The following is a 13,240-nucleotide window of genomic DNA, read 5'->3' as shown; positions in this document are numbered from 1 at the left end:
GGTCACCGCGTGCTCCCTCCGGTCCTCGCGTCCTCGTCCACGGCCAGCTCGTCGTCGGTGCCCGGGCCCGGCGCGCTCTGCCCTCGCTGCCACGCGGCCGCCACCCGCACCGCGTCGGCCGAGCCTGCCACCTCGTGCACCCGCACGCACCAGGCCCCTGCCGCGGCCGCCAGCGCGGACACCGCGGCCGTGGCCCGGTCGCGCGCCAGCGGCGGGGCCGGCTCGCCGTCCGGGCCCGCCAGGAGGTGGCCGAGGAACCGTTTGCGGCTCGCGCCGACCAGCACGGGGAACCCGTCCGCCACCAGCTCCGGCAGCCGCGCGAGCAGCGGCCAGTTGCTGCTCCCCGCCTTCGCGAAGCCGAGGCCCGGGTCCAGCACCACCTGCTCGTCGCGCACGCCGGCCGCCCGCAGCGCCGCGACCCGCGCGGCGAGCTCGCGCCGCACGTCCGTCACGACGTCGTCGTAGTCGTCCAGGTCGTCCATCACGTCGGCGTGCCCTCGCCAGTGCATGGCGACGTAGACCGCGCCGGTGCGCGCCACGACCCCGTACATCTCGTCGTCGGCCAGCCCGCCCGACACGTCGTTGACGATCGAGGCGCCGCGCCCGACCGCCGCCTCCGCGACCACCGCGCGGGTCGTGTCGATGCTCACCGTCGCACCGTGCGCCACCAGCTGCTCGATCACCGGCAGCACCCGGGCCAGCTCGTCCTCGACGGCCACCCGGCGCGCGCCCGGCCGGGTCGACTCCCCGCCGACGTCCAGCAGGTCCGCCCCCTGCGCGACCAGCTCCAGGCCGTGCGCCACCGCCGCACCGGGGGTGAACCAGCGACCGCCGTCCGAGAAGGAGTCCGGGGTGACGTTGACGACGCCCATGACAAGGGTGCGGTCGAGCCCGTGCAACCGGGCCGGGAGGGGTGCCGGGCGGGCGGAGGGGCCAGTCACGGTGCCGAGCCTAGGGTGTTGCCGACGAGGGCGTCAGCGACCGAGCACGAGGCTCATGGCCTCGGCCCGCGTGGCGACGTCGCGCATCTGCCCCCGGACCGCGGAGGTCACGGTGCGCGACCCGGGCTTGCGGACGCCGCGCATCGACATGCACAGGTGCTCGCACTCGACGACGACGAGCACGCCGCGCGGCTCGAGCTCGTTGACCAGGGCGTCCGCGATCTGCGACGTCAGCCGCTCCTGCACCTGCGGCCGGCGCGCGTACACGTCGACCAGGCGGGCCAGCTTGCTCAGACCGGTGATGCGCCCGTCCGTGCCCGGGATGTAGCCGACGTGCGCGACCCCGTGGAACGGCACGAGGTGGTGCTCGCACGTGGAGTACACCTCGATGTCCTTGACCAGCACCATCTCTTCGTGGCCGATGTCGAAGGTGGTGGTCAGGACGTCGCCGGGCTCCTGGTAGAGACCCGCGAAGATCTCCCGGTACGCCCGCGCGACCCGGGCCGGCGTCTCGCGCAGCCCCTCGCGGTCGGGGTCCTCCCCCACCGCGAGGAGGAGCTCACGGACGGCGGCCTCGACGCGGTCCTGGTCGTACTCGCCGACGGCAGTGCCGGTGAACGAGACCGGTCCGATGCCGTCACCCTGCAGCTGAGTGCTCACGTCCGCCCCTACGCGTCCGGCGTCTGCGACGGCGGGACCTCGATGATCTGCTCCGACGGGTGACCGAAGGCCTCGGCGGCCTCGTCCTCGGGGATGATCGGGTGGCCGTTCTGCGCCGCGAGCTCGGCGGGAGTCATGACCGGCGGACGCTCCGAGACGGCGCGCTGGGCGCTGGAGAGCCAGACCTGCCGCGGCGGACGCTTGGTGATCGGCGCGAAGATCGTGGCCAGCTGCTCCTGGTTGAGCGTCTCCTTCTCGAGCAGCTCCAGCACCAGGGCGTCGAGCACGTCGCGGTACTCGACCAGGATCTCCCAGGCCTCGTCGTGCGCCCGCTCGATCAGGGCGCGGACCTCGAGGTCGATCGAGGCGGCGACATCCTCGGAGTAGTCCCGCCCGTGGCCCATGTCGCGGCCCATGAAGACCTCGCCGGACGCCTGGCCGAGCTGGATCGCACCGAGCCGGGCGCTCATGCCGAACTGCGTGACCATCTTGCGGGCCGTCGCCGACGCCTTCTCGATGTCGTTGCTGGCGCCCGTCGTCGGGTCGTGGAACACGAGCTCCTCGGCCACGCGACCGCCCATGGCGTACGCCAGCGTGTCCAGCAGCTCGTTGCGGGTGGTCGAGTACTTGTCCTCGGTCGGCATGACCATCGTGTACCCGAGCGCCCGGCCGCGCGGCAGGATCGTCACCTTGGTGACCGGGTCGGTGTACCGGAGCGCCGCCGCGACGAGGGCGTGACCGCCCTCGTGGTACGCGGTGATCTTGATCTCCTTGGGGTTCATGATCCGCGTGCGCTTCTGCGGTCCCGCGATGACGCGGTCGATCGCCTCGTCGAGCGTGTGGTCCGTGATGGTCTGCTGGCCGGTGCGGGCCGTGAGCAGCGCGGCCTCGTTGAGGACGTTGGCCAGGTCCGCACCCGTGAACCCGGGGGTCCGGCGGGCCACGACGTTCAGGTCGACGTGCGGCGCCATCGGCTTGCCCTGCGAGTGCACCGTGAGGATCCGCTCGCGGCCCTTGAGGTCGGGCGGGTCGACGGCGACCTGACGGTCGAACCGGCCCGGGCGCAGGAGCGCCGGGTCGAGGATGTCGGGGCGGTTCGTGGCGGCGATGAGGATGACGTTCGCGTTGACGTCGAAGCCGTCCATCTCGACGAGCATCTGGTTGAGCGTCTGCTCGCGCTCGTCGTGCCCGCCGCCCATGCCGGCGCCACGGTGCCGGCCGACCGCGTCGATCTCGTCGATGAAGATGATCGCCGGGGCGTTCTCCTTGGCCTGGTTGAACAGGTCCCGCACGCGGCTGGCACCGACGCCGACGAACATCTCGACGAAGTCCGAGCCGGAGATCGAGTAGAACGGCACGCCCGCCTCACCCGCGACCGCACGGGCCAGCAGGGTCTTGCCGGTGCCCGGAGGGCCGTACAGCAGGACGCCCTTGGGGATCTTGGCGCCGACGGCCTGGAACTTGGCCGGCTCCGCGAGGAACTCCTTGATCTCCTGGAGCTCCTCGACCGCCTCGTCGACCCCGGCGACGTCCGAGAACGTGACCTGCGGGGACTCCTTGTTGACCAGCTTCGCCTTCGACTTGCCGAAGCTCATGACGCGCGAGCCGCCACCCTGCGAGTTCGACATCAGGAACCAGAAGATGGCCAGGATGATGATCAGCGGGAGGATGAAGCTCAGCAGGCTCGCCCACCACGCGGTCTGCGGGACGACCGAGGTGTAGCCCTCGTCCAGGTCGGCGTCCGCGATGGCGGTCACGACCGACTCGCCCTGCGGGACGACGTAGTTGAACTGGACGAGCTTGCCCAGGTTGTCCTCGCCCTTGACGAAGTCCTCCGCGAGCGTCAGGTCGACGCGCTGGACGCCCTCGGTGATCTTGGCCTGCTCGACCTTCCCGTCCGCGATCAGCGTCATGCCGTCCGACGTGTCGATCTTGCTGATCTTCGGGGCGGCGAGCGTGGACGCGCCGATGTACAGCAGGATCACGGCGATGACGACCCACAGGATGGGGCCTCGGGCTAGTCGCTTGACGTTCATGGGCGATCGGGGCAGAGCCCCTCAACCTCCGCTCGCGGGACAGGTGGCCTCGAAGTTACACGGGGAACCTGGGCGGGACCGACCGTGTTCACCGAGGGCGCACTCGACCTCAGGCGCCGTAGACGTGCGGAGCGAGCGTGCCGACGAACGGCAGGTTCCGGTACTTCTCCGCGTAGTCCAGGCCGTAGCCGACGACGAACTCGTTGGGGATGTCGAACCCGACGTACCGGACGTCGACGTCGACCTTGGACGCCTCGGGCTTGCGCAGCATCGTCGCGATCTCGACCGTGGCCGGGCCGCGCGAACGCAGGTTGGACAGCAGCCAGGAGAGCGTCAGGCCGGAGTCGATGATGTCCTCGACGATCAGCACGTGCCGGCCGGTGAGGTCCGCGTCGAGGTCCTTGAGGATCCGCACGACGCCGGACGACTTGGTGCCCGAGCCGTACGACGAGACCGCCATCCAGTCCATCTGCACCGACGAGTGCAGGCGCCGCGCGAGGTCCGCCATCACCATGACCGCACCCTTGAGGACGCCCACGAGGAGCAGGTCCTTGCCCTCGTAGTCGGCGTCGATCTGCGCCGCGATCTCGTCGAGCCGCTGGTGCAGCTGCTCCTCGGAGAGCAGCACCCGCTCGAGGTCGTCGCCCATGTCCGCAGGATCCACCGCAGTTGCTCCTCTTGGTCTGCCCGTGACCGCGCTACGCGGGGGCCGTGTTCAGAGCAAGCCTGCCACACGCCCGGCTGACCGCGATCCCGCCCGGGAGGGCCACCGGCCCCTGCCCGTGCCAGTCCGTGACCAGCGCGTCGACCGCCCGGACGTGCGCCCGGGTCAGGGCACCGGCCGGGCTCCCCGCGGCGATCGCGGCCGACCGCAGAGCACGGGTGCGCAGCGCCGGCGGGGCCGCGTGCAGCGTGGCGACCTCCAGACCGTCGGCCGTGCGGGCCGCGTCGAGCAGGTCCTCCGCCAGCGCGTCGAGCAGGTCCGCGTCGTCGCGCAGCTGCTCGGCCGACCGCGCCAGCGCCTCGGCGACGCCAGGACCGAGGACGCGCTCCAGCGTCGGCAGGACGTCGCTGCGGACCCGGCTGCGCAGCGACGCGTCGGCGTGCGAGCCGTCGTTCGTCGGGTCGTGCCAGGGCCGCAGCCCCAGCGCGGCGCAGGCGGCCACCGTGTCGACCCGGCGCAGGCCGAGCAGCGGCCGTCGGAACCGCCCGCGCGCGGTCGGCATGCCCGCGAGCGCCCGGGCGCCCGACCCGCGCGCGAGACCCAGCAGCACGGTCTCGGCCTGGTCGTCGAGGGTGTGCCCCAGCAGCACGGCAGCGGCACCCTGCTCGTCGGCGGCACCGTCGAGTGCCGCGTAGCGGGCGTCCCGCGCAGCCGCCTCGCCCCGCCCGCCGACCTGCACGCGGACCACGTCCGTCGGCAGCCCGAGCCGACGGCACGCGGCCGCGGCGTCGTCGGCCACCTGCCGCGAGCCGTCCTGGAGCCCGTGGTCGACGACGACCGCCCCCGCACGCCACGGCGTCCCGGTCCGCGTGGACCGCTGCGCGACGAACGCTGTCCCCGCGGCGAGCGCGAGCGAGTCCGGGCCGCCCGAGCAGGCGACGAGAACCAGCGCGTCCGGCGGCAGGTCGGCGACGGCGGCGGCCACCGCCGAGCGCACCGCCGCCACCTCGCGAGCGGGACCGGTCACCCGTGCACCCGGCGCACCCAGGCGCGCGCGTCGAGGATCTCCTGCGGTCGCGGGAGGTGGTCGGCCGACGCCCACACCGCGTTCAGCCCGTCGAGGCCGACGTCCTTGCGCACGGCCCGGACGAACGCCGCACCGTCGCGGTTCTGCGCGAGCTTGGTGTCGAGGCCCAGCAGCCGCCGTAGCACGCGGTCCACCCCGCGTGACCTCGCCGCCTCGTCGCGTCGCGCCTCGAACGCCTTGCGGATCGCGCGCACGCTCGGCACCACCCGGGGGCCGACCTCGTCCATCGCCACGTCCGCGTGCCCCTCGAGCAGCGCCATGACCGCGCCGACCTCCTCGAACACCTCCCGCTGCCGCGTCGAGAGCAGGTCGAGCACGCCCACCCCGTCGTCGGCGCCGCCGGTGACGGCCCGCGTGACCGCCCCGAGCAGCTCGCCCAGCCGCGGGACCAGCGCCTTGTCGGCAGCCAGGTCGGTCAGCAGCTCGGCGGCCCGGGTGCGCAGGTGGTCCGCGAGCCACGGCGCCGCGGCGAACTGCAGCGCGTGCGTCTGCTCGTGCAGGGCCACCCAGAGGCGGAAGCCCGACGGGTCGACCTTGAGCCGGCGCTCGTGGTGCAGGACGTTGGGGGCGACGAGGAGCAGCCGGCCACGGCCGTCGACGGTCGTCGTGAACGGGTCGAACTGGCCGAGCACCTTGCCGGACAGGAGCGCCAGCACCCCGCCGACCTGCACCGCAGCACCCGCGCGCGCGGTGGCCGACGGGGACGTCGTGCTCAGCGGACCGGTCATCGCGGCGAACACCTCGGCGTTGGCCTGGGCCCAGCGCGGCCGGTCCACCACCAGCACCGTCGAGACCTGCTCGGGTGCGGTCCCGTCCGCCGCCGCGAGGCCGGTGATCGCCGCGGCGTGCACGGCCGCGCGGCCGGCGGCGTCGCGCAGCTCGTCGACCAGCGCGGTCAGCTCCGCGCGGTCCGCCACCGGCCCCGGCGCGGCCAGCCGGCCGGCGATGCGGGTTGCGAGCTCCCAGTCGACAGGTCCTTCAGGGGTGTCCACCGAGTCAAACTAACCGCAGCCGCACCCGGACAACGCGGTGACGAACGAGTCGATGGCCGCGCGCGGGCCCCACTGGCCGCCGTCGGGGGTCGCGTCCGCGAGGACCACGAAGACCAGCTGGCGCCCGTCGACGTCGAGCACCGTGCCCGCCAGTGACGTCACGTGCGGCAGGCTGCCCGTCTTCGCGCGCACCAGCCCCCGTGCCGGCGACTGCGTGTAGCGGTCGCTCAGCGTGCCCGTCAGCCCCGCGATCGGCATGCCCGTCGCGACGTCCCGCAGCACGCCGTGCGCGGGGTCCGTCGCGAGCCGCAGCAGGCCGAGGAGGAGGTCGGGCGGCAGGACGGACCCGGCCCCGAGCCCCGACGCGTCGGACAGGTGCGCCCCTGCGGTGTCGACGCCCGCCACGCTCACCGCGTGCAGGACGGCGGTCGTCCCGCCCTCGAACGACGCCGGCAGCCCCTGGTCGATGGCCACGAGGCGGCTCACCACCTCGGTGATCGCGTTGTCGGACGTGTCCAGGAAGTGGTGCACGATGCCGTCGAGCGTGGCCGACTGCACGACGCCGATCTCCCGCCCGCCCTCCGGCCGCGGCGCCCGTCGTGGGTTCCCGTCGACCGTGATCCCGACCTCCGCGAGCCGCTGCGCGAACGTGTTCGCCGCCGCGAGCGACGGGTCCGCGTACCGGGGCGGGTACTCGCCGGGCTTGATCTTCGCGGTGTCCACCGCGAGCGGCGTCACCGGCGCGACGAACCCCGCGGCGACGTCGGCCGGGTTCCACGTCGGGCTCAGGGTCGGGCCGGTGAACAGGGAGTCGTCGAAACCGAGGCTCACCGTCGTCGCGCCCTCGAGCTGGAGCTCCTTGGCCACCTGCGCGGCCAGGTCGGCCAGCCCGGCGTGGCCCACGACGGCCGTCGGGTCCCCCGCACCCGCCGCGAGCATCATGTCCCCGCCGCCGACGAGCACGATGCTCGTGCCGGGGCCGCGCACGACGCTCGTCGGCAAGGTCACGTCCGGCCCGAGGGTGCTCAGGGCGGCCACCGCCGTGACCAGCTTCGCCGTCGACGCGGGCGTGCGACCGTCGGCGGGCAGGTGCGCGCCGAGCACGTCCCCGGTCAGCTGGTCGGCGACCACCACCCCGACGCTCGCGCCCATGCGCGGGTCCTTCACCAGCCCGTCGACGAGCGCCTGCACGTTCGCCGCCGCGGGCAACGGCGCCTGGGGGTCGAGGTTCGGCAGCGCCGGCACCGTGTCGACCGGCTCGACCGCGCCCGGCGCCGTCGGGAACGGCAACGGGTCCGGCGGGACCTCGGCGAGCGTGACCATGCCCGGGACGACGTCGTACGCGTCCGCCGTCGCGTACGCCCCGCCCGCCAGCACGAGGACGAGCGCGCTGACGCCGACGACTCTCGCCGCTGTGGTCATCGTCACCCCGCCCTGCTCGTTCCCCGGTGGGACGCCCCGTCCCGCGGTGCGTCAGACTACTGTCCGAGACAAGGGCGCCCCAGACACCCCGGCGCGCCGCACCATGACGAGCGTCGCGGCCGCCGGTCCCGGAACCTGGGCGCGGACGTGGGTGGAGGAGCAGCTGTGGAGTTCGACGTCACGATCGAGATCCCGAAGGGTCAGCGCAACAAGTACGAGGTGGATCACGCCACGGGGCGTATCCGCCTCGACCGGATGCTGTTCACCTCCACCCGTTACCCCGACGACTACGGGTTCATCGAGGGCACGCTCGGCGAGGACGGCGACCCCCTGGACGCCCTGGTGCTCCTGGAGGAGCCGACGTTCCCCGGTTGCCTCATCCGCGCCCGTGCGCTCGGCATGTTCCGCATGCGCGACGAGGCCGGCGGCGACGACAAGGTGCTCTGCGTCCCCACGGGTGACCAGCGCGCCGCGTGGCGCCAGGACATCGACGACGTGTCCGACTTCCACCGCCTGGAGATCCAGCACTTCTTCGAGGTCTACAAGGACCTGGAGCCCGGCAAGTCCGTCGAGGGCGCCCACTGGGTAGGCCGCTCGGAGGCGGAGGCGGAGATCGAACGCAGCCGCCAGCGAGCCATCGACACGAACTACTACAACCACTGACCCAACCCCACGACGTCCGCACTCAGGCGGGCCTTCTCACCCGGCCGCAGATCCGCAGTCTGGGGGTCACTGCGGCGCAGCTCACCATCGACGCGGTCTCCTCGGTGCTGGACCGGGTCCGACGCGACAGGCGTCGCACCCTGCTCCGGGCCGTCCTCCGTGACGCCGGCGGCGGTGCGCACTCCGCCGCGCCGGCTGGTCCCCCGACACGCGTTGACCCACGCAGAACCTGAGGCGACACCGACGTCCGCACTCCGAGGGGTGCTGACCCACACGAGTGCGGACGTTGCGCGCTCTGGCCGGGGAGCTCAGTCGGGTTCCTGCCCCGGGAGTGCGGACGTCGTGGAGCGGTGCCGGTTACGGGCGGCCCGCGAAGGGCATCGTGCTGCCCCAGCGCATCGAGGTCGTGCGCAGCGGGTCACCCGGCTTGGAGGCCTCCATGATCTGGCCGCCGCCGGCCCAGATCGCGACGTGGTAGATCGCGTCCGGGTTGTTCGGGTCCGTCGACCAGAAGACGAGGTCGCCGGGGCGCAGGTCGTTGTAGCTGATCTTGAGGACCTGCTTGTACTGGTCCCGGGTGGTGCGCGCGAGGTTGACGCCGGCGGTGCGCCAGGCGCCCATCGTCAGGCCGGAGCAGTCGTACCCGTCGGGACCGACGCCGCCCCAGACGTACGGCAGCCCCGTCTTGGTCTGCGCCCAGGCGAGCGCCGAGGCGCCGCCGGCGGCCGATCCGCGCGAGCGGCCGGTGCCGAGGCCGTGGGGGTTCGAGGGTGCGGGAGGCGGGGTGACCACCGGGGGCGGCGGGGTGGTCGTGACGGGCGGCGGGGTGGTCGTGCCCGGCGGGGTCGTCGTGACCGGTGGGGTGGTCGTGGCGGGCGGGGTCGTCGTCGCCGGGGGTGCGGTGGTCCCGCCACCGGCTGCCGGCGGCGCGGCGGGCCTGGTCGGCGGCGCGACGACCGGGCGCAGGGCGGCGGCGCGCGCGGCGGCCTCCTCGCGCTCGCGGCGCTGCTGGTCGACGAAGTCCTGGCGCGCACGCTCGACCTCGGCACTGGTCTGACGGGCGGCGGCCAGGGCGGTGATGAGGCCGTCGCGCTCGGTCGCGGCGGCGGTCTGCGCGGCGACGGCGTCCGTCTGCGCCTTCTCGGCGGCGGCCAGCGCGTCGGCGGCGGAGGTCTTGGCGGCCTTCGCCGCGTCGGCGGCCTGCGTGGCGCGGTCGGCGAGGGTGGTGGCGACGAGCTGGGTCGCCCGGTACTCCTGGACGGCCTCGTCGGCCTTGCCGCTGATGCGGTCGAGCGCGGTGCTGCGGCGGGCGACGTCCTGGAAGCCCTCGGACGACAGGAGCGCCTGGAGGAGGTCGGTCGAGCCTCCGGACCGGGCGACCTCGCGGGCGATGGCGACGAGCTGGCGGCGGGCGTCCTCGGCGGTGGCGGCCGCTTCCGTCGAGCGCGCGACGGCGTCATCCGAGGCCTGCTGGGCCGCGTCGGCGTCGACGACGGCGCGGTTGTACGCCTCGCCGGCCTGCTGGACCTTGAGCTCGGCCGCGTCGGTCTCGGCGCTCAGCTGGGCGAGCCGGACCTCCATGGAGGCGACGGAGCGCTCCGCGGACTTCACTGCGCCCTGCGCACGCTGGACGTCCTGCGCGGAGGGCGGCGTCGGGTCGGCGAGCGCGCTGGAGGCACCGGCGGACAGCAGTGCGGCGACGAGGGCGCCTGCGACGAGCGCCCTGCGCGTGTTCCTGCTGTGGCTCACCGTGAACGCCCTCCCCGACGTCGAAGCACGGCCGTCAGCGGCCGTCCTCGGGGGACGCTACCGGCGGAAATCCCAGAAGAGAACATCTGTCACACCAGTCCCACGAGTCACATCGATGTGCTTTGGGAGGAACCGGACAGGTTCTCGCAGAGATCACCCGTTCGCCGCAATGACGCCTGGTGAGAAGACCGACGACCACCTGATGAGACGGCTGTTTCAGTTGTCGGACGGATCCGCTTAGTCTCAGCCCATGTCCCGCCGAATGTGTCGCTGACCCAGCGCACGCTCGGCTGTGCCCGCGGGCAGGTCGCCATCACGGCGGCCTCGACGTCCCGCCCGAGCCATGGCTCGATCCGTGCGCCACTCCACCCCCTCCGCGGGACGGACGTCGGCTGCCGAAGCCCCTCCGCGGTCCCCCAGATCCCTTATCGACAACGGAGCGCTGAACCGTGAGCAACGAGAGCTGGAACTTCGAGACCCGCCAGATCCACGCCGGCCAGACCGCGGACCCCGCCACGGGCGCCCGCGCGCTGCCGATCTACCAGACGACGTCCTTCGTCTTCGACTCCGCGCAGCAGGCCGCCGACCGGTTCGCGCTCAAGGAGCTCGGCCCGATCTACACGCGCATCGGCAACCCCACGCAGGAGGTCGTCGAGAACCGCATCGCCGACCTCGAGGGCGGCGTCGGGGCGCTGCTCGTCGCCTCGGGCCAGGCCGCCGAGACGCTCGCCATCCTCAACATCGCGGAGGCCGGTGACCACATCGTCGCCAGCCCCTCGCTCTACGGCGGCACGTACAACCTGCTGCACTACACGCTGCCGAAGCTGGGCATCCAGACGACGTTCGTCACCGACCCGCACGACGCGCAGGCGTGGAAGGACGCGGTCCAGCCGAACACCAAGCTGTTCTTCGCGGAGACCATCCCGAACCCGAAGGCCGACATCCTCGACATCGAGCTCGTCGCCGGGGTCGCGCACGAGTCCGGGGTCCCGCTGATCGTCGACAACACGGTGGCGACGCCGTACCTGATCAACCCGCTGACGTGGGGCGCCGACATCGTCGTGCACTCGGCGACGAAGTACCTGGGCGGTCACGGCTCCGCGATCGGCGGCGTCATCGTCGACGGCGGCTCGTTCGACTTCGCGCAGCACCCGGAGCGGTTCCCCAACTACAACACCCCCGACCCGTCGTACAACGGGCTCGTGTTCGCCCGGGACCTCGGCGTCGGTGGCATCTTCGGCGTGAACCTCGCGTTCATCCTCAAGGCGCGCGTGCAGCTGCTGCGCGACCTCGGCCCGGCGATCTCCCCGTTCAACGCGTTCCTCATCGCGCAGGGGATCGAGACCCTGTCGCTGCGCGTCGAGCGGCACGTCGAGAACGCGCAGAAGGTCGCCGCGTGGCTGGAGGCGCGCGAGGACGTCGGCGCGGTGCACTACGCGGGCCTGGAGTCGAGCCCGTGGCACGCCGCGCAGCTCAAGTACGCCCCGCGCGGCGCGGGCGCGGTGCTCGCGTTCGAGCTCGAGGGCGGCACCGAGGCCGGGCAGGCCTTCGTGTCCGCGCTGGAGCTGCACTCGAACGTCGCCAACATCGGCGACGTCCGCTCGCTCGTCATCCACCCGGCGTCCACGACGCACAGCCAGCTCACCCCCGAGGAGCAGGCGCTGTCCGGCGTCACCCCCGGGCTGGTCCGGCTCGCCGTGGGCATCGAGCACATCGATGACATCCTGGCTGACCTGGACGCCGGGTTCCGAGCCGCGAAGGGTGCCTGACCGAGCATGAGCACGACGCCGCCGACCCCGTCGGACCCCACGACGGGGTCGGCGACGCTCACCCCCGCCCGGCCGCGGACCCTCGGGTCCCGGGTCGCACCCACCGACCGGCCGCCCGTCCCGGCGAGCGCCGCCTGGCGCGACGGCGACCCGGTGGGCCGCCGCCAGTTCGCGGACCTCGGCCCGCTCAAGCTCGAGTCCGGTGGCCGGCTGCCGGCCGTGCGGCTCGCGTACGAGACGTGGGGCGAGCTGAACGAGGACGGCACCAACGCGGTGCTGGTGCTGCACGCGCTGACCGGCGACTCGCACGTGACCGGCGAGGCCGGCGACGGGCACCCGACGCCCGGCTGGTGGTCGTCGATGGTCGGACCGGGAGCGCCGATCGACACGGACCGCTGGTTCGTCGTCGCGCCCAACGTGCTCGGTGGCTGTCAGGGCTCCACCGGACCGGCGTCACCGGGGCCCGACGGGAAGCCCTGGGGCAGCCGGTTCCCCCTGCTGACCGTGCGCGACCAGGTCGCCGCCGAGATCCGGCTGTCCGACCTGCTCGGCATCGACGAGTGGGCGCTCGTCATCGGCGCGTCCCTGGGCGGCCTGCGGGTGCTGGAGTGGGCGGCGAGCGCCCCCGAGCGTGTCGGGTCCATCGCCGCGATCGCCACCGCCGCGCAGACGTCGGGCGACCAGATCGCGGGGTTCCACACGCAGCTGGCCGCGATCCGCGCCGACCCCCGCTACCGCGACGGCGACTACTACGACGCGGCCGCCGGCGACGGGCCGCACGTCGGGCTCGGCCTGGCCCGGCAGATCGCGCACCAGACCTACCGCAGCGCCAAGGAGCTCGACCAGCGGTTCGGGCGCATCCCGCAGGGCGGCGAGCAGCCGCTCGAGGGCGGCCGGTTCGCGGTGCAGTCGTACCTGGACCACCACGGCGACAAGCTGAGCCGCCGGTTCGACGCCAACACGTACGTGGTGCTGACGCGGACGATGATCACGCACGACCTCGGCCGCGACCGGGGCGGGGTGAGCGCCGCGCTCGCCTCGGTCACCGCGCGCGCGCTCGTGATCGCGGTGGACTCCGACCGCCTGTTCCCGCCCGCGCAGTCCGAGCGGATCGCCGCCGGGATCCCCGACGCGTCGCTGCACACCATCCACTCGGACTACGGCCACGACGGCTTCCTCATCGAGGAGGACCTGGTGGGGGCGTACGTGCAGGAGTTCCTGGAGCAGGGCGCGCGCCGGTAGCAGGCTGCGGCACGA

The 13,240-nt window shown here is 73.4% G+C and carries 11 protein-coding genes; 3 read left to right on the top strand and 8 right to left on the bottom strand.

Annotated features, from left to right (window positions below):
- Positions 1-2 precede the first annotated feature (2 nt).
- From folP to dacB, 7 genes are all read right to left on the bottom strand, one after another.
- The gene (gene folP, locus CTE05_RS16825) at positions 3-941 is read right to left on the bottom strand and encodes a dihydropteroate synthase (protein WP_246123708.1); all 939 of its coding nucleotides are present in this window, start codon (positions 939-941) and stop codon (positions 3-5) included.
- Positions 942-974: 33 nt separating this feature from the next.
- Complete coding sequence (folE, locus tag CTE05_RS16820) at positions 975-1,574, bottom strand: GTP cyclohydrolase I FolE (RefSeq protein ID WP_146847488.1); 600 nt, start codon at positions 1,572-1,574, stop codon at positions 975-977.
- 35 nt (positions 1,575-1,609) lie between these two features.
- Entirely contained in the window at positions 1,610-3,637 is a 2,028-nt protein-coding gene (gene ftsH, locus CTE05_RS16815) for an ATP-dependent zinc metalloprotease FtsH (RefSeq protein WP_146847457.1), read from the bottom strand.
- A 109-nt stretch (positions 3,638-3,746) separates the two neighbouring features.
- Positions 3,747-4,301, bottom strand: coding sequence for a hypoxanthine phosphoribosyltransferase (gene hpt, locus CTE05_RS16810; protein ID WP_055916816.1), 555 nt, complete (start codon positions 4,299-4,301; stop codon positions 3,747-3,749).
- A gap of 34 nt (positions 4,302-4,335) precedes the next feature.
- Positions 4,336-5,328: a tRNA lysidine(34) synthetase TilS gene (gene tilS, locus CTE05_RS16805; RefSeq protein ID WP_146847456.1), complete on the bottom strand. Its 993-nt coding sequence runs from the start codon at positions 5,326-5,328 to the stop codon at positions 4,336-4,338.
- Positions 5,325-6,380, bottom strand: a complete 1,056-nt coding sequence (locus CTE05_RS16800) for an Rv3626c family coenzyme F420 biosynthesis-associated protein (protein ID WP_146847455.1) — start codon at positions 6,378-6,380, stop codon at positions 5,325-5,327. Before CTE05_RS16800 ends, tilS begins: the two co-directional genes overlap by 4 nt.
- A gap of 9 nt (positions 6,381-6,389) precedes the next feature.
- Positions 6,390-7,802: a D-alanyl-D-alanine carboxypeptidase/D-alanyl-D-alanine endopeptidase gene (gene dacB / locus CTE05_RS16795; protein WP_146847487.1), complete on the bottom strand. Its 1,413-nt coding sequence runs from the start codon at positions 7,800-7,802 to the stop codon at positions 6,390-6,392.
- Positions 7,803-7,967: 165 nt separating this feature from the next.
- Here dacB and CTE05_RS16790 point away from each other — a divergent pair, with 165 nt between their 5' ends.
- The gene (locus CTE05_RS16790) at positions 7,968-8,465 is read left to right on the top strand and encodes an inorganic diphosphatase (protein ID WP_055916810.1); all 498 of its coding nucleotides are present in this window, start codon (positions 7,968-7,970) and stop codon (positions 8,463-8,465) included.
- Positions 8,466-8,822: 357 nt separating this feature from the next.
- On the opposite strand, the gene CTE05_RS16785 is transcribed toward CTE05_RS16790, so the two are convergent.
- Entirely contained in the window at positions 8,823-10,214 is a 1,392-nt protein-coding gene (locus CTE05_RS16785; protein WP_146847454.1) for a C40 family peptidase, read from the bottom strand.
- Positions 10,215-10,663: 449 nt separating this feature from the next.
- On the opposite strand from CTE05_RS16785, the gene CTE05_RS16780 reads away from it, so the two are divergent.
- Positions 10,664-11,983 (top strand): bifunctional o-acetylhomoserine/o-acetylserine sulfhydrylase, encoded by a 1,320-nt coding sequence (locus CTE05_RS16780; RefSeq protein ID WP_146847453.1) that lies wholly within the window; start codon positions 10,664-10,666, stop codon positions 11,981-11,983.
- Between the two features lie 6 nt (positions 11,984-11,989).
- Entirely contained in the window at positions 11,990-13,225 is a 1,236-nt protein-coding gene (metX, locus tag CTE05_RS16775; protein ID WP_146847452.1) for a homoserine O-acetyltransferase MetX, read from the top strand.
- The last annotated feature ends 15 nt before the right edge of the window (positions 13,226-13,240 follow it).

This window comes from Cellulomonas terrae (genome assembly GCF_007990265.1).
GTDB classification, from domain to species: domain Bacteria; phylum Actinomycetota; class Actinomycetes; order Actinomycetales; family Cellulomonadaceae; genus Cellulomonas; species Cellulomonas terrae.
Note: the sequence above shows the minus strand (reverse complement) of the source record. Positions and strands in the feature narration are given on the sequence as shown.

Bases quoted from the DNA above. Each gene is read 5' to 3' on its own strand.
- ftsH (WP_146847457.1), bottom strand. From the start codon at position 3,637: ATGAACGTCAAGCGACTAGCCCGAGGCCCCATCCTGTGGGTCGTCATC.
- dacB (WP_146847487.1), bottom strand. From the start codon at position 7,802: ATGACCACAGCGGCGAGAGTCGTCGGCGTCAGCGCGCTCGTCCTCGTG.
- metX (WP_146847452.1), top strand. From the start codon at position 11,990: ATGAGCACGACGCCGCCGACCCCGTCGGACCCCACGACGGGGTCGGCG.